Source organism: Micromonospora sp. CA-246542 (assembly GCF_050942905.1).
Classification (GTDB): Bacteria; Actinomycetota; Actinomycetes; order Mycobacteriales; family Micromonosporaceae; genus Micromonospora.
Genome location: NZ_CP192040.1, coordinates 3,795,964 through 3,812,679 on the forward strand (window position 1 = coordinate 3,795,964; position 16,716 = coordinate 3,812,679).

14 protein-coding genes and 1 pseudogene are annotated in these 16,716 nt (G+C 68.9%); 1 reads left to right on the forward strand and 14 read right to left on the reverse strand.

Features of this window, described 5'->3' with window-relative positions; all coding sequences use genetic code 11:
* Positions 1-16 precede the first annotated feature (16 nt).
* The 11 genes and pseudogenes from ACQP0N_RS17890 to ACQP0N_RS17940 form a co-directional block, all read right to left on the reverse strand.
* A pseudogene (locus ACQP0N_RS17890) lies at positions 17-1,282 on the reverse strand (methylaspartate mutase); the annotation flags it as partial.
* Positions 1,279-1,737 carry a cobalamin B12-binding domain-containing protein gene (locus tag ACQP0N_RS17895; protein WP_433111798.1) on the reverse strand — a complete coding sequence of 153 codons (459 nt, stop codon included), beginning with the start codon at positions 1,735-1,737 and terminating at the stop codon, positions 1,279-1,281. The gene ACQP0N_RS17895 and the pseudogene ACQP0N_RS17890, both read right to left, overlap by 4 nt.
* Entirely contained in the window at positions 1,734-2,171 is a 438-nt protein-coding gene (locus tag ACQP0N_RS17900) for a rhodanese-like domain-containing protein (protein ID WP_433111801.1), read from the reverse strand. Before ACQP0N_RS17900 ends, ACQP0N_RS17895 begins: the two co-directional genes overlap by 4 nt.
* Before the next feature lie 43 nt (positions 2,172-2,214).
* Positions 2,215-3,498: a diaminobutyrate--2-oxoglutarate transaminase gene (locus tag ACQP0N_RS17905; protein WP_433111804.1), complete on the reverse strand. Its 1,284-nt coding sequence runs from the start codon at positions 3,496-3,498 to the stop codon at positions 2,215-2,217.
* 28 nt (positions 3,499-3,526) lie between these two features.
* Positions 3,527-4,870 (reverse strand): phosphoribosylamine--glycine ligase, encoded by a 1,344-nt coding sequence (gene purD, locus ACQP0N_RS17910; RefSeq protein ID WP_433111808.1) that lies wholly within the window; start codon positions 4,868-4,870, stop codon positions 3,527-3,529.
* Positions 4,867-6,177, reverse strand: a complete 1,311-nt coding sequence (locus ACQP0N_RS17915) for a glutamate synthase-related protein (protein WP_433111811.1) — start codon at positions 6,175-6,177, stop codon at positions 4,867-4,869. Before ACQP0N_RS17915 ends, purD begins: the two co-directional genes overlap by 4 nt.
* Entirely contained in the window at positions 6,174-7,172 is a 999-nt protein-coding gene (locus tag ACQP0N_RS17920) for an asparagine synthetase A (protein WP_433111814.1), read from the reverse strand. Before ACQP0N_RS17920 ends, ACQP0N_RS17915 begins: the two co-directional genes overlap by 4 nt.
* Positions 7,169-8,425, reverse strand: coding sequence for an ATP-grasp domain-containing protein (locus tag ACQP0N_RS17925; RefSeq protein ID WP_433111817.1), 1,257 nt, complete (start codon positions 8,423-8,425; stop codon positions 7,169-7,171). Before ACQP0N_RS17925 ends, ACQP0N_RS17920 begins: the two co-directional genes overlap by 4 nt.
* Positions 8,422-9,765: an ATP-grasp domain-containing protein gene (locus ACQP0N_RS17930; protein ID WP_433111820.1), complete on the reverse strand. Its 1,344-nt coding sequence runs from the start codon at positions 9,763-9,765 to the stop codon at positions 8,422-8,424. The genes ACQP0N_RS17925 and ACQP0N_RS17930 overlap by 4 nt, the downstream gene beginning before the upstream one ends.
* Before the next feature lie 48 nt (positions 9,766-9,813).
* Positions 9,814-11,067 carry an ATP-grasp domain-containing protein gene (locus ACQP0N_RS17935; protein ID WP_433111823.1) on the reverse strand — a complete coding sequence of 418 codons (1,254 nt, stop codon included), beginning with the start codon at positions 11,065-11,067 and terminating at the stop codon, positions 9,814-9,816.
* 44 nt (positions 11,068-11,111) lie between these two features.
* Positions 11,112-12,341: an ATP-grasp domain-containing protein gene (locus tag ACQP0N_RS17940; RefSeq protein WP_433111826.1), complete on the reverse strand. Its 1,230-nt coding sequence runs from the start codon at positions 12,339-12,341 to the stop codon at positions 11,112-11,114.
* A 478-nt stretch (positions 12,342-12,819) separates the two neighbouring features.
* Between ACQP0N_RS17940 and ACQP0N_RS17945 the strand changes: the two genes are divergently transcribed.
* A complete protein-coding gene (locus ACQP0N_RS17945; protein ID WP_433111829.1) occupies positions 12,820-13,821 on the forward strand; it encodes a LuxR C-terminal-related transcriptional regulator in 1,002 nt (333 codons plus the stop codon).
* 47 nt (positions 13,822-13,868) lie between these two features.
* Here the strand turns inward: ACQP0N_RS17945 and ACQP0N_RS17950 are convergent, their stop codons facing one another.
* From ACQP0N_RS17950 to ACQP0N_RS17960, 3 genes are read right to left on the reverse strand one after another with little or no spacing between them, the layout of a single operon-like run.
* Positions 13,869-15,128, reverse strand: a complete 1,260-nt coding sequence (locus tag ACQP0N_RS17950) for an MFS transporter (RefSeq protein ID WP_433111831.1) — start codon at positions 15,126-15,128, stop codon at positions 13,869-13,871.
* Positions 15,129-15,134: 6 nt separating this feature from the next.
* Complete coding sequence (locus ACQP0N_RS17955) at positions 15,135-16,382, reverse strand: ATP-grasp domain-containing protein (RefSeq protein WP_433111834.1); 1,248 nt, start codon at positions 16,380-16,382, stop codon at positions 15,135-15,137.
* Positions 16,379-16,612 (reverse strand): hypothetical protein, encoded by a 234-nt coding sequence (locus ACQP0N_RS17960; RefSeq protein WP_433111837.1) that lies wholly within the window; start codon positions 16,610-16,612, stop codon positions 16,379-16,381. Before ACQP0N_RS17960 ends, ACQP0N_RS17955 begins: the two co-directional genes overlap by 4 nt.
* Positions 16,613-16,716: the final 104 nt, after the last annotated feature.

Sequence of the window (16,716 nt, forward strand, 5' to 3'; positions counted from 1 at the left end):
CTTCTGTACTGGCCGGACGGGTGGCGGCGAGTCGGTCGTTCTTCTCGGCGGTGTACCGCAGCATCGTCAGAAGTTGGTGGGCCGTGACCCGGCCCGGCACGACCCGGGTCGACGGTGGCAACGGCAGTTTGCCCCGGTCGGACCAGCCGAGCCGGCCGTCCGGGCCGATCGCCGCCTGGGTGCGGCCGGCGTTGTCCTGGTGCAGGCAGTACGGCACGTCGAGCAGGCCGGCGGCGAACGCGGCCCGCAGTGCCGAACCAACGTCGTCGGAGAGTTGCAGGACGGCGTGTACCAGCGCGGACGCCTCGGCGAGCACCTCGCCATACCCCACCTGGCCGGGGTCCGGCAGCCCACGGTCGCGGCCGGCCGCCGCCGTCCGCGCGGCAGCGCGCAGGGCAGACACGTTCTCGGCCACGGTGGGAAGCCGGTGCGCTTCCACGGTGGTCTTGACGATGAGCCGCTCGGCTCCGCCGAGCACCGCGATCTGCGCGCCTCGGCCGGTGAGGAGCGCTGCGCCGGCCTCGGTGGCGGGGAAGACACCCATGTACGCGTAGAGCACCACGTGCCAGTCCACATCGGCGGGCAGCAGGTCACCGGCGAGGGCGCGCAGTGCGGCCAGCGCCTCGATATCCTGCACCGGATTGGTCTGCTGGGTATAGCTCAGTGAGATGCTCCGTATGCCCTGCTGCACAAAGAAGATGCCTTCGAGCACGCTCATCGCCACCAGCAGGGACGGAGGACAGAGCTGGCCCAGCAGGCAGCCGCCGAAGGTCTCCAGGTGGGCGCGTCGGCCCCGGGCGGCACATTCCTCGTGCAGCTGCCGCGACGCGTCGCGCCACCTGGCGACGGACTCGGCCAGCGGGGTGCGACCGTACGGCAGACAGTAGGACACCGGACCGCCTTCGCTGGCCGACAGACCCGCCTCCACCAGGGTGTGGAAGATCCGCTCCGGTGCGGCCGATCCGTGCCGGACCTGCACGGGTAGCGCACCGGCCGACGCCGCGACCCGCGCGGTGACCGCGGGCCCGTGGGCGACCAGCGGGAAGCCGTTCAAGGGGGCTCCACCGCGTAGGGCGGCCCGGGCCGCCCGCTCGTCGCCCACACGGGTGTAGCTGTCCACCGTGATGGTGGCCACCGCGCTGAGACCGGTGGCCGCAACCGCCCGCAGCCCGGCCGACATGTCCGCCGGATCGCTCATGCCCATGCGGGGCTGCACCACGAGCCGACCTGCCGCGCGCACGTGGGCCGCCAGGTCGCCGGCCGCAGCGGCCGAAGTGGTCACGCCGCCCTCGCGGACTCGCGGTCGCCGGTCTGGACCGACAATGCCTCCACCAGGCCGGGCAGCTCCGTCACGTCCGATCCCTGCGGAAAGACCAGGTCGAAGCCGGCTGCCGCGAGCCGCTCGACGTAGGGCCGGTCGTCCCCCGCGATGCCCAGCTTGCCGCCGATCACCGCCGGGATGTGCCGGATGCGGGCGTCGGCGCGAACCCGGCCGATCAGGCGGGCGCCATCGAGGTGACCGTGACCATTGACCGAGCTGATGACGATCACGCTCGGCCGCAACCGGGCGGCTGTCTCGACCAGCAGGTCGTCCGGCACGCACGCACCGAGGTTGGTCACCTGGTGTCCCGCCTCTTCCAGCAGCAACTGCAGGTAGACGAGATTCCAGGTGTGCGAGTCCGACGACACACTAGACAACAGGACCCGGCAGTGACCGGACGACCGCCGCGGCATCATGCCGCGCTCCGCTCGACCGGGTAACCCTGGCGCTCCCAATACTCCAGTCCACCCATCATCTCCTTGACCAGTAGGCCGTGCGCGGCCAGGTGCGCGCCGGCGCGGACCCCGCCGTTGCAGCCGGGTCCCCAGCCGTAGGTGACGTACACCGCCGCCGGGTCCAGCAGGTCCAGCGTCTCGGGCGTCATGTCCTGGTGCGGAATGTTGCGGGCGCCCGGGACGTGCCCGGCGGCGTACGCCGCGGGTCGCCGGACGTCCAGCACGACCAGGCTGGCGACTCCGGCCTCGAGGTCGTGGTACACGTCGTACGGATCGGTCTCGCACTGCAGCCGGTGTTGGAAGTGATCCCGCGCCGCGGCGTGCCGGGCGGGCGGGACCCCAAGGACGCGGGACGCGTACTGAGGCGACGCGACCGGTGTTGCCTCGTCGATCATGATCTTGCCCCTTCTGCTGGTTGGGTTTCCGCGAACGCCGGGCTCAGGGGGTGGGTGCGTCCTCAATCGCCAGGCGCAGCACGGTGAGGAGGACGTCCACCCCTTGGGCAAGGTGTTCTTCGGAGATGGTCAGCGGGGGCAGAATCTTGATCACCTCACCGTTGCGGCCGCAGGTCTCGACGATGAGGCCTCGGTCGAAGCACATGTTCGAGATCTTGCCGGCGGATACGTCCCGTACGGCGGACAGGTCGAGTCCCCAGATCAGGCCAACCCCGCGCAGTCGCGCACCGGCGTCCATCGCCGGTGAGCAGCCGATCCGGCGGGCGAGCTCACGTCCTTTCGCACGGACGGCGGCGGCGAACGCGCCGTCCGGCCCATCCGCCCAGAACTCGTCGAGCACCGCGGCGGCGGCGACGAACGCGAGTTGGTGACCGCGAAAGGTTCCGTTGTGCTGACCGGGACGCCACACGTCGTACTCTGGCTTGATCAGCACTATCGCCATCGGAAGGCCGTAGCCGCTGATCGACTTCGAGAGGGTGACCAGGTCCGGCACGATGCCGGCGCGCTCGAAGGAGAAGAACCGGCCGGTCCGGCCGCAACCGGCCTGGATGTCGTCGACGATCAGAAGGATCTGGTGCCGGTCGCAGAGTTCTCGCAGCCCGCGGAGAAACTCGGGCGGGGCGAGGTAGACGCCGCCCTCGCCCTGAACCGTCTCGAGCAGCACCGCAGCCGGCTTCGGCGTACCGGCGTTCGGGTCCTCGACCATCCGGCGCAGCAGGTCCAGGGTGTCGTAGCCGCCGAGCGGCGAGTCCGGGTACGGCAGGTGCGTCGTTCCGGTGAGCGTGCCGTGCAACCCCGCGCGGTAGTAGTCCGAGGCGGTGGCCGCGAGCGAGCCGGCGCTGACACCGTGGAAGGCGCCGCTGAACGCGATCACGTTGGTACGACCGGTCACCAGGCGGGCCAGCTTGAGGGCGGCCTCGACCGCGTTGGTACCGGACGGGCTGCAGAACTGCACCCGATAGTCCAGCCCTCGCGGGCGCAGCACGTGGCTTTGGAACGCGTGGAGGAAGTCGAGCTTGGCTGAGGTGGTCAGGTCGAGTCCGTGGGTAAGCCCGTCGCGTTCGAGGTACTCGATCAGCTGTCGCTTGACCGGTTCCGGGTTGTGCCCGTAGTTGAGGCTGCCGGCTCCGGACAGGAAGTCGATGTACGAGACGCCGTCGTGATCCCGAAGGAGGTCGCCCTTCGACGTGGTGAAGACGGTGGGGAAGGACCGGGAGTAACTCCGGACCTGTGACTCGCCGGCCCCCTGGTCATTGGTGAAGCTCATCTGGAAGGCTCCGCTCGTAACGGTCGGATCAGTGGTCGGCCGCCGTGAGTGACCGGACGGCACCGATGTCGTGGCGGTACCGGCAGCCGGGAAATTGCACGTGTCCGGCCGCGCGGTAGGCGGCGTCGCGCGCCTCGTTCAAGGTCTCCCCGCTACCGACGACATGCAGGACCCGGCCACCCGCGGTGACCGGATCACGGTCCGCGCTGAGCGCGAGGTGGCCGTAGAACAGTTGGGCCTGCGGCGAGGCCTCAGCGGCGGCGAGGCCGGTCACCGGTTGCCCGGTGACGAATTCCCCGATCGGCCAGCCGGGCGGCGCGGCCGGGTCGGCCGGATCAAGGCCGCCCTGAGTGAGCGCGACGGAGCATCGGTGCAGCCTGTCGACATCGACCCGGTGCTGGCCGAGCCGCCGGTCCAGGACCGCCCGGCACAGCTCGACGAACGAGGTGGTGATTCCGGGCAGCACGACTTCGGCCTCGGAGTCGCCGAACCGGGCATTGATCTCGATGAGCCGCAGTCCGGCTGGGGTGATCATGGCCCCGAGATACACGAAGCCCGTGAAGTCCAGGCCCTCGGCACTCAGGCCCCGCATCAGCGGGTCGAGCAACTGGTGGCGAATTTCCGCCCGGAGCGTCTCGTCCTCCTCCGGGTGCGGCGCGATCGATCCCATCCCGTCGCAGTTGCCGCCCCGATCGCCATCGAAGGTCCGCTTGTAGTCCAGAGCGGTCGGGAGCAGGACGTAGGAGCTGCCGTCGAGCAGCGCGAACACGGAGATCTCCTGGCCGTACAAGCGCTCTTCCACCACCACCCGGAAGGCATCCCCCAGTTCGTCGGCGAAGCGCCGGACGGCGGCCTCCGCCTCGGCGGTGGTCTCGCAGACGACGGCGCCGTCGCCGTTGAGCGTCAGCCCGTCGGCCTTCACGACGCAGGAGTACGGCTGGGACCGGATGTAGGCCAGCGAGGCGGCCGGGTCGCTGAAGGTACGGAATCTGGCGGTCGGGATGCCGTGTTGGGCGCAGAACCGCTTGCCCGTGGCCTTGCTCGACTCCAGGGCGGCGGCGGCCTGGGTCGGGCCGATCACCGGATAGCCGAAGCAGCGCAGCACGTCGACGTATCCGCGCGAAAGGGCGTCGATGTTCGACACGAAGACGAGGTCCATCGGGTTGGCCCGGAGGAACTCCAGCGCCGTGCGGGGGTTGTCGAGCGTCACCCCGCCCGCCGGGCGGATCCGGTCGTGCTTGATCACGCCGCATCCGGGTCCGTAGTACACGATCACGTCGGGATCGGTTCGGGTGAACAGGTCACAGATGGCGTGTCCGCGCCCGGTGCCGTCCACGACGAGAACACGGGTCTTCCGCCCTGCTGCGGTCATTGGCCGACCTCCGCACTTTCCATTAATGCACCTTTGTGTTCCAGCGCGGCCGGGGCACGGTCCGCCGGAGCGTGCGCGGGCTGCGGCCACAGGTCCGTCCGGTCGAGGTGGGAGATGTCGTACCTGCCGAGCGCGCTCGCGACCAACCGCAGCTCCAGCGCCAGCGCCTCGACCAGCCGGATCAGCCCGTGGTCGGGGTCCTCGTCGACCGCGATCAACGCAGCGCGACCCAGGCCCACCGCCCGGGCCCCCAGCGCCAGGCATTTGGCGGCACGAGCCCCGTCGACGATCCGGCCGGACGCGAGCAGACTCCGTCCCCGGGCGTCGACCTGGCCCAGGCAGTCGGCCAGTGACAGGCCCACGTGCTGGAGGAAGACGGTCGGTGCCCAGCCTGTGCCGCCCTCGGCACCGTCGACGGTCACCGCGTCCGCCCCGGCCGCCCAGCATGTCTCCGCCGCTTCACCGACATCACGCGCCGGCGGCAGCTTCACCCAGACCCGGCAGCGTGGGTAGTTGTTGCGCATCAGGCGTACCTGCTGACCGAGGATTTCACGGGTGAACGTGCCGGGGGTGCCGCTGCGCAGCACCGCGTCGGTCTGTCGGTCGTACAGGTCGGCGATGGTGAAACGGTCGGCCATCGCCGCGGCCTGATCGCGACGGAGCAGAGTCTGCCCGCCCAGGCCGGGCTTCGCCCCCTGCCCGACCTTGAGCTCAAACGCCAGCCGGCCCTGCTCAAGCAGCCTGCTCGCCGTCGGGTCGCTGTAGACGGTGTTCCACACCTCCGCATCGGCGTCCTGAGTGGACTGCTGGACCACCACGCCGCCGCCGCTCTCGCCTGCCTTCAGGTACGCCTCGATCCGGCCCAGGAGCGCACCCCGCTCCTGTTGGCCGAGCCGGCCATACCCGCTGACCGGTACGACGTTCTCCCCGATGACCAGAGGAATACCGAGTTCACCGGCCTGCCGGCTCAGGCTCACGCCCGCTCCGGTGGCGGACACGTCGGTGGAGCCGAACGCGCTGACGTACAACGGATACGGGGCGACCAGCCCGCCTACCACCGTGCTCAGCAGGACATCCTCCGGCCTGGGCTCCTCGCCCAACTCCAGCAGCCGCTCCAGCCGTTGGGGCACGAACACCGGCGGCACCAACCGCAGTTGGTCGATACCGTCGCCGACCGGCGCCGCGCGGTCCTCGCCGAACACCGTGCTGCCGTAGGCTCCCGGGTCGGGGAAGACCGCAGCGGCTCCCCGCCGTGCGCGGTCCCGAGCCTGCGCATCGGCGAATCCGGGCGCCTCCAGCCTGGTCACGGCGAGACCACCCCGGGAATCTTCGGGAAGGCACTCGCCTGCCAGACGGCCGGAAGTCCCGCCACGAACCGGGTGAGCCGCTCCAGGCCGATACCAAAGCCGGCGCTCGGCGGCAGCCCTTCCCGGGCGACGTCGAGGTACCAGCGGTACTTGGCGGGGTTCTCGGCCGTCTCCCGCATCCGCATGACCAGCCGGGCGTAATCGAACTCGCGCTCACCGCCACTCGCCACCTCGCCGTACCCGTCCGGCAGGACGAGGTCGAAGTTGCGTAGCACCCCCGGTTCGGTACGGCTCTCCCGGTCGTAGAAGCCGCGGGAACCCTTCGGGTAGTCCACCACGAAGAACGCCTGCCGGTACTCGCGCGACAGCAGTTCCTCGCCGACCCAGTCGAGCTCACTGCCGCCCTGCTGCTCGTGCCCCAACTGGTGTAGGGAGGTCACCGCGGCGCGGTGCGTCAGCAGCTCGAACGGTCCAGCCACGATCGACCCCAGGGCCGCCGGATCGCGGTCCAGGATTTCGAGGTCGTTACCGTGATGCTCGATGACCGCGGCGACCGCCGCCTGGATCAGCCGCTCGGCCACGTGCATGGCCTCGGTCCGGCTCGCTCCGGCCATCTCAATGTCGATCTGGTGGAACTCCGCCAGATGCCGATGGGTGGTGGCGGTCTCCAGCGGTTCGAGCCGGACGTTCGGCGCGATGTTGAAGATCTTGTCGAAGGCCAGAAGAGAAGCCTGCTTGTACAGGATCCCGCTGGTCATCAGCTTGTAGCGGTGACCGTAGTAGTCGATGTCGACCTGCTTCGCGCCGCGCGCCCCCGGGTCGGTCACCGGCCCGATGGTGGGCGGCATCAGCTCGACGAATCCGTCGGCGGCTAGCAGTTCCCGCACCGCCATGAGGATCCGCTGCTGGATGCGCAGGGTCGCGCGCAGCTGCGGGGAGCGCAGGCGCACCCGTGGGGGCGCGGGCGAGTCACTGGCCAGGACCGAAGTCGTCATCGGCTGCGCTCCGATCGATAGGTGATGGGTTGGTATCCGGCGAGCCGATAGAAGTCCTGGTAGAGCACGTCATAGTCCTTGTTGGACACGAGGATCGTTCCGCCGGCCGCGAAGAGGGAGTCCGTCTCGTCGACGAGGTCCCCGGGCTTGACCTTCCAGGTGATCTCGATGTTGCTGACCAGCGGCGGCCCGTGCAGTTGGTCAACCACCCCGGACCGCTTGGGGATCACCGCGTCGAAGCAGTAGATCTGCTCGTCGGGGTACGGCTCGCTGGCCACGCCGGCCTCCACCTGCAGGGCGAGGTTGACGAGGGCGATGCCGTAGTTGCGCTGCATGGCGGCGAGCCCGGCGAGACCCTTGAACCGGGCACCCACCTCGAGAAAGATGAGTTCGTCTGCCTCGGTGTGAAAGAGCTCCAGGTGGGAGGCGCCGTCGGGCCAGCCGAGAGCGGCCATGGCCTGGGTGGCGAACCCGACCATCCGCGCCACCCGTGGATCGTCGTCGGCGAGGTTGATGTCCGCGTTGACCTGGCCACGGCGGACGTCGAGGGTGTTCACGAGATACTCGGTAACCCCGCCGAACAGCACCCGCCGGTCCTGTGAGACCAGGTTGACGCTGTACATCGTGCCGGTGATCAGCTCCTCGAACTCGTAGTCGGCGTCGATACGCGCATCCGCCGCCCGCAGCTCGGCCAGGGTCGATATCACGTACACGCCGTGGCTGCCGGCCGAGTCGATCGGCTTGAGGATGAAGGGCAGTCCGACATGCGCGATGATGTGGTCGAAGTACCGTGCCAGGTCATCGCTGTCCACCGCCCGGTAGCGCCCGAAGCGCGGCACCCGAACATTCGCGGCGATCAGCCGTTCCTTCATGACGCACTTGTCACGGAACGGCAGGATGTCCGCCGGAAGCGGGCCTCGCAGTCCGAACTCGGCGCGTAGCTCGGCGGCAAAGATCATGCTGAGTTCGTCGAAGCAGTGCAGGGTGACCGGGCCAGGTGCCTCGGCGAGCACCTCACGCAGCGCGGCCCGGGCCGCCTGCGGGTCGACCGCCGAGCTGAGCAACGATCCACCGTCGGGCGCCGCACAGGGCACCACGTGCACCTGGTGGAAGTAGGCGTGCCGTTCGGCGTCCACCGTCGCCCACTCGAGGTCGGAGACGATCAGGACGATCCGGATGCCACGCGGATCGCGGAGCAGGTCGTGGCGGAACGCGCCCATGGCGCGGAAGGAGAGCACGACGGCTGTCTTCATCGGGCCGCCTCCCACCAGCCGGCCGGCTGAAGCGCCTCGGGGCGCCGGTCCGGAAGGTTCCGGCCGATGTACGGCGACCAGGCGAGCACGTTGTTCTGGTTGTCGCCCAAGGGCCGGCCGTTGACCTTGGTGTCCCGACGCGCGCGCAGCGCGGCCTCGTGCAGCTCGACCGGCGTGTTCGCGGTGATCACGAACATGCCGACACTGTCGAGCTGGTCGGCACGCCCGGACAGCGGCGTGCCGGGGGGCTTGGGCAACCGGTGACAGAACGTCCCCGGGGCGAAGTCGATGCTGTCAAACCGGGTCTCGTCGGGCGGCGGCAGCAGAATCATCTCCGCCGCGCTCCGTGGTGAGGCGCTCAGGAAGGACAGATCCGGGTGCCGCCCGCACCCCAGATCGGTGAGCACCTCCTCGAACCGTGTCCCGTACGCCTCGCTGAACAGAACGATCGACGCCGTGCCGGCCAACCGCGGGTTGAAGTCGATCAGCTCGATCGGCCCCTCGTCGGGCACCATCATCTCCATCTGGGTGGCGCCGTGCCGGAAGCCCAGGCTGTGGTGGACCTCGTCCGCCTTGGCGAAGATGTCGGGCAGCCGTGGATGCGGGTACGGGAACTGGAAGCCCATCTCGACGACCGGGTCGTCACGGAGGACGTACCGACCCATCAGTCCAATCGAACGGACCTGCCCGTCGTGGACCACCGACTCGACGGACAGCAACTCGCCGCTCGCCTCCCCCTCCACCACGAAGCTTCCGTTGGCCTCGATGTAGTCGCGCATCAACCCGTTGGCCACGGCCACCCGGCCAGCCGTCGCCGCGGCCTCGCGCAGCTCGGCCACCGACGAGACGACGAAGCAGAGGGCGCTGCCGGTGCCGTTGGCCGGCTTCACCACCGCCCGACCGGGAAAGCGCCAGTCGTCCCAGGTGAGCGCCTCTGCCAGCGAGGCCGACCGGAGGCCGCTGAGACCGTCGTCGTAGAGACGCCGGCGTACGGCCCGCTTGTCCAGCATCCCCCGGACCTCGGACGGGTCGTTGTGTGGCAGGCCGGCGAGTTCGCGAAGCATCGCGTCGTACGGCAGCGTCGGCTCGAAGCCGGCGTACGTGCCGCCGACGTCATGCCGCTCATGCACGTCGCGGATGTGCGCCTCCACGGCCGCGGTGTCCGACCACGGCGGCATGCTGATCAGCTCGTCGACAAAGCCCTCGGGTACGGCGTACGGCCCGGTGGCGCGTAGCGGTTCGCGGTTGAGCACCACGATCCGCATACCGCGCCGCTTGGCCTCCTGCGCGACCAGGAGCATCGGGTTCATCATTTCCAACAGCACGAACGACTGGGTCATGGCGGTCCTACGATCGATTGGGTGGTGGTTACCGGATTGCGAAAGCACTCAGGCCAGCGCCGACACAGGGTCGGCCCGCAACGTGGCCCGGACCTTCCCAGCCGCTGCCTGGGCCCGGGCGAGCGCCATGTCCGGCTCCGGGGCGACCGCGATCACGTGTCCGATCCGATCGGTGTTGCTTTCCGCCGCGACGAGCTCCGCACCCGGGTCGATGTAGAGCCCCACGTCCTGCACCCCGGGCATCGCCCGGGCGGCGGTGACGCCGTCGATCTGCTGCACCACGCCCTCCCCGCTGGGCAGGAAGACGATCGCGGCGGCGCACTCACGGTCTGGATCGAGTTTCGGCGCCTGTCCGAGGTGCATACCGATCAGCGCGGCCAGCAGATCGACGCCGGTCGCCAGGGCTGCGAGGCGGGTGATCCGGTCGCCGGCGGGCCTGCAATTGATCTCGATGAGCTTGGGGCCGTCAGCGGTGACCCGCACCTCCACGTGTGCCGCGCCGAACTCGTACCCGATCGCCGCCAGTGCCCGCCGCACCAGGTCGGCGCAGCTCCGCGCGGTCGATGCGGGCAGGTTCGCGGGAACCACGTGGCCCGCCTCGAGAAACAGCGGCGGCGGTGAGAGCAACTTCCGGGTGATTGCCACGATCTCGGTACGCCCCCCGTAGGTCAGCGTCTCGACACTGAATTCGGGGCCGTCGAGATACTCCTCGACAAGCACCACCGGTGTACGTCGCTGACCACGCTCGTTGGGCCGTACGCACCGCTCGAAGAGCGCCTGCGCGTGATTGCGCGCCTCGCCCTCGGTCAGGCACAGCTTGACCCCGCTGCTCAACACCCCGTCGACCGGCTTGACCACCCAGGGTGGGGGGAACCCGACGGCCGAGGCGGCGGGAAGTGTCAGTCGGTGGTAGGCCGGGATCGGCACGCCGGCTGCCGCACAGCGCTCGCGGGTGCGCGACTTGTCGCGGGCTGCGCGTACCGCGTCCGGGTCAGCACCGGCAAGGCCGAGGAGCGCGGCCGCCTCGGCTGCCACCACCACGTGCCACTCGCTGACGGTGAGCAGGGCTTGGGCGCCGCCGCACCGCGCCACCATCGAGGCGACCGTCCGGGCGTTCTCGGTGTCGCAGGTTATGACCTGGTCGATGAGGGAGTCGTCGAAACCGCCGCCGGCCCGTCGGTAGTAGTCGAGGTCACGGGTGACGAAGGTGACGTGATGCCCCAGGCGTCTGACGGTCTCGATGGCCTCGTAGCCGGTTCCGCTGAGGTTGCTCTCCACGAAGGCGATGCGCAGCTGCTGCAATGCGTGTACTCCTCGTTAGACGTGGACTGTCGGATGCGTTGGGGTCAGTCCGACGCGCCCGGCGTGGTGAGCACGGCGATCTTCCCGGCGAGCAGGTCGCAGGTCTCCAGGGCGGCCGCGGTGTCCACGCCGGTCGCCAACACCTGACCGCTGCGCTCGAAGTTGTCGGTGACCGGCACCCTCCGGTCGCCCTCCTTGACGAACATGTCCAACTCGATGAGCGCGGGGTGGCTGAGAACGTCCTCGGTCCCGGCGATGCCGGTCACGATGCCGGGCTCGGCGTTGATGAACCGGGTCGCGGCGGCGCGCAGCGGTTCTGGCCGGTCGGGCAGCTCCGGCAGCAGGCCGAACGGAGACGCCACGGCGTACTGCTCCAGGTCGATCTCGTAGGCGTCCCGAACCAGGTCCGGAATGCGTTCGCCGGCGATGCGGTCATGCGACTCGATCACCACCGGGCCGCCCGGGGACAGCTTGATCTCGGTGTGCGCGACGCCTTCGCGCAGCCCCATGGCGGTGAGGAAGGAACGGACGTAGGCCACCACCGCGGTCTCGTCGGCGTCGGTGAGCCGGGCCGGCAGAGCGTGCGCGGCCTCGACCACACCGTCCGTGTACTTTTCGGTGATCGCGACGACCGAGTGCCGGCCGCCGAAGGAGAAGGTCTCGACGCTGTACTCGGGTCCGGCGATATATTGCTCGACCAACATCCGGCCCACCGGGAAGAACTGGCCGAGGATGAGGTCGTCGCGGGTCCGCAGCGCGGTGACCGCCTGCCAGGCCGCCAGCACGCCCTCCTCCTGTTCGATGATCTGGACGCCCCGGCTGGCGGTATTGTCGATCGGTTTGAGCACGATCGGAAATCCGTGCCGACGGCCGAAATCGCGCACCTGCTCCGGGGCGTCGACCTGCTCGGCCGCCACCGTCGCCACCGAGCTCTCGGCGAGGTGTGCGCGCATAGCCAACTTGTCCTTGAACCGCGCGGCCACCTCGTACGAGGTGCCGCCGAGTCCCAGCAGGTCGTTGATCCGGCCCACGGTCTCCATGACCTGTTCACCGAGCGAGACGACCGCGGTGAACCCGTAGGAGGCGTGCGCCGCGAGCACGATGGGTCGGATCAGGTTCCAGTCGGTGTAGTCCACCATGAACAACGCGTCCGCGGCTTCCACATGGCCCGGCAGCATCCGGTCGCGGTGCTGCATGAACAGCACCCGCAGGCCGAGCTCTCGGGCCTTGACCAGGGTCTCCACCCGGCCACCGACAATCAGGATCGTCTCCACAGGCTTCCACTTCCGTCGTTGCGGGCAGATCTACGGTTGTCCGGTGGCGAGGTCGCCGCGCCAGATGCGGAAGCGGCGACCTGTCCTGCGGACTACGCGGGCACATGCGCGACAGCCGGCGGCCTGGACGACCGAGTCGGCAGCAGGCGGGCACGGCCCCGTCCGCCGAGACGCGTCGAGGTGGCGACGCGCCTCGGCCAGGCAGCTCGTTGTGTCAGTGCCGGCGGGCATCCTTCCCCCACCCGTGGTCCCTACGGGTGAAGGCGGCAGATTCAAGACAGGCAATTGATAAACGCATTGACATGATCCCCCGTGATCGTCGTCAAAGGCCAAACGTCAGCGACGCTGATCCGATTTGTCGGAATCCATCAGCGAAAGCCGGCTCCGGTGACCGAGGTTACTGGTCCCATTGGCGAGAATCGTCGCCATGATCTAGCATGTTTGCGCACTGCACAATCACGCGACGGGGGAGACGGACGTGAGCTGTGTCAATGTGGCGTGCCCAGCCGGCGATATCTGCGAGGCGGGTCTGGCGTTTCTGCCCAGGGCCGCGAGAGAGGGCCAGGTCGCCGCCGTCGACGCCCCGCGGTGCCTGCTGGCGCTCGGGCTGCTGCAGCCGCTCGCTACCAACCCCGACCAGCTCAGCGTCGTCCCACCGTCCACGGCCGCCGCGGTGGCGCTGCGGCCCCACCAACGGGCGGCGAGCGAGGCGACGGCCCAGATGAACACGCTCAACGAGACGTTTCGGCGGGTCGAGGCCGTGTACAACGCCGCCCATCAGGACCGGGTGCCGGACGTGGTCAGCCTGCACGGGCTGGCCACGATCAACCGGGTGATCGATGCCGCGGTGGCCGGCTGCACCACCGAGCTGATGACCATACAACCCGGTGGGAGCCGGCCGCCCGAAATCTTGGACGCGCTGATGTCGCGCAGCCTGGAGACCATCCGCCGGGGGGTCCGGCAACGGACCATCTACCAACACGCGGTGCGATCACACCGGCCCACCCTCGAATACGCGATGCGCGTGATGGCCGCGGGGGCCGAAATTCGCACCGTGGACAGAGTTATCGATCGCCTCATTATCTGCGACCGCCGGGTTTCCTTCATATCGGCCGATGACAACGCCGAGGAAGCGGCGGCTCTGGAAATACGAAATCCCGGAGTTGTCGGATTTCTCGTGAAGGCGTTCGAACACACCTGGGACCGGGCCATCGCAGTGAACGCGTCCTACGGCTTCCGCCCCGAGGACGTGCTGACCGACATTGAACTCAGCGTCGCCCGCATGATCGTCTCGGGGAGCACCGAGGACAAGATCGCTCGCAACCTGGGCATCGGCCGACGCACCGTCGCGGAGTACGCCAGCAGGCTCGCTCGACACCTTGGAAGCCGGAGTCGGGCGCAGCTCGGCTATCTGATCGCGACGCACGGACTACTGGAGGAGGTCGACGCCGAGCCCGGGTCGGCATCCTTCATGTCCTGATGCTTATGCAAACCTTTGGTGGCTTGTTCAGGTTGGATGCCGAATTGTCACGGGGAAACACTGGCGGGCTCCGGTTCGACCTTCGGTGGACTTACTGACGGCATCGCGCGCACTGAAGGGAACAGCAGGACCGCACCGCTGAGGAGCACAATTATCATGCCGCCAATGATCAGTGCCGGCTCCTGCGCCGATGTGCCCGCGAGCGGTGCGGCTACCGCGGCGCCCAAGGGCATCAGCGCGTACGAGCCTAGGGTGTCGTACGAGCTGACCCGGGACAGGTATTCAGCCGGAATGCGATGCTGGAGAGTGCTCTCCCAGAATACCGTGAACAGGTCGCTGCACACTCCGGTGACGAAGAGGGCCACCGCCACGGTCCAAAACGGATAATTCAACCCCAACAAGATCGGGGCCGGCGCAAATCCGGCCACGCTGTAGGCGGCCACGCGCAATGGGAATCGGGCGCGTACCCGCAACGCCACCGCACTGCCGGCAAACAACCCGACGAACATCGCCACCTGCACCAGCGCCCACTGGGCTGGCCCGTTCGGTGTGCGCACCGCGATCACCGGCCCGAGCACCCGGATACTGCCGGTGAAGATGGCGTTCACGATCGCGAACTGTGCGACGAAGGACCACACCCATGAGCGCGTTCGGAAGGCGTGCCAGCCGTTGACCAGGTCACGCCACGGGCTGAGGCCGTTCCCGCGCCGCACCACAGCGATCCGCCGCAGCCCCAGCAGCGAGATCACGGAGACGAGGCACATCGCCGCGTTCACCGCCACGGCGGTGCCCGCGCCGGCCCACGCGACCACTACGGCGGCGACGGCGCCCCCACTGATCGTGGCGGTGTTCTGGAGGACTCGCAGAACGCCATTGGCGGGTTGCAGAGCCTCCGTCGGCACGATTTCCGGGAGGACGGCGGTCGACGCGGGCATGAAGGCACCTGTTGCGGCCCCGGCCACGACGGACAACAGGATCAACGCCGTCTCGTCGTTACGCCCCATCAGGATCAGGGCGGCGGTGGCGGTATGCGAGACCGCCGCCACCCCGTCCGATACTGCCATCACGACGACTTTGGACATGCGGTCCGCCAGCACCCCGCCGGCGAGCAGCAGAGCCACCTGCGCGGCCGTGCGGACGGCCAGCAGGATCGCCAGCTCGCCACCGTCGCCACCGGGCAGCTGCAGGATGCCGAAGGCCAGACCGATCGGGCCCATCGTGTTGCCGAGCAGCACGGCGGTGCGGGCGATGACCAGCCTGGAGAAGTGCCGGTCGCGCAGCAGTCGCTTCTCGATCGGGGTGATCATGGGCACTCAACTCACCGAACCGTACAGCTCGCCGGACGCCTCGACCCCACGAATGGTCTCCGCGGCCCGATCCACCTCCTCGGCTGTGTCGGCCACCAGGTAGGCCAGGCCAGGGGAGGTGAAGAGGTCCCGTGTGCGGCTGATCGGGCGGCCCGGGTCCAGTGTTCCGCCCATGACGCCGGCCAGTTCCGGCATGGACCGGAGCCGGTCCAGCGCCGGACCGTCCAGCAGCTCACCATCGACGGCAGAGCGCAGTGCCACGATGCCGGCCGATTTTCTTAATCGGTATCGCGGAGGCCGGGCGAGGATCCGCTCGGGCGCCGTGTAGCAGTCGACAGTCAATGTGATGTGATTGTGGCCTACCGCTGCGATCAGTGCTTCCTGATGGATCAGCCCGGTCATCCGGGCCGCCGTCTCGATCAGCAGCGGGCCTCGGTCGGTAAACATCACCTCGGTGTGCGCAGGACCGTGCCGGATACCTAGCGCGTTCAGCACCCGAAGCGTGTACTCGACGATTTGGTCCTGCACCGGGCCGTAGGGCGACAACAGCTTCTGTCGGTCGTAGAGCTGGTGCGGACCGTCGTACGTGGAGTCGAACTGCCAAATTTCGCCGATGTAATGCCGGCCGTCCACGCTGACGGAGTTCACCAGGTACTGCTGGCCGGCCAGGAACTCCTGGCAGAGTACGGCGGTGTTGGTCAGACCGAGCTTGTTGGTACTTCCGATCAGCTCGTCGAACGCCCCGCTCACCTCGGCTGGAGTGGAGCAGATCGCCACTCCGTCCGAGCCCGCGCTGCGCAGCGGCTTCACCACCACCGGCCAGGTGTCCCGCCTGGTCGCCCACTCGACGAGGGGACCGGCTGAGTCAGCCACCGCGTGGTCCGCTGCCGGCACGCCCAGCACGCGCAGCCGGTCCGCCATGGCCGCCTTGTCACGACGGCAGGCGCTCAGGGAGCGGCCGTTCCCGGTGACCGCATACGCCTCGGCGAGCGCGTCAGCCAACTCCACGCCGGTCTCGGTCCCGGGTAGGACCGCGTCCACCCGACGGCCACCGAGCCGCTCCAGCGCCTCGGCAGGCTGCTCCGCCACGAAGTCGTCGAGGTAACGCTCGGGCCGATGGGACGCCATCATCGTCGGATTGATGCCGTGGCCAGACATTACCGAGATGGCGTCCCAGCCCTCTTGAGCGAACAGCGGCGCCAGGTGCGCGCCGCTGCCCACCGGGTCGACGATGAGCGCGATGGGCCGGCTCATACGCCACCCGCCCTGGTGAGGACACGGGCGCTGCCCGCCGCGTTGGCCCGCCGGACCACGTCGGTCCGCAGCCCGTCGTCGTTATGCCAACGGTCAGCCTGGTTCGGCGGGCCGGCGGTCATCGCGTGTTCACGCACCCGGGACGGCACCACGTGCACGAGCGCGTGGTGCCGTCCCAGCTCCGCAAACGTCGCGACAGTGTCGCCAACCGTCCACGTCGTCAACGCCACAACTCCTCCTGTTGGAGATGACCCTCGAAGAACTTCGCTTGACGATGGCTCCCAAGGGGACCTGTTAGGGCCTTTTCCATAAGGGCTGGCCGACCTGCGGCGGG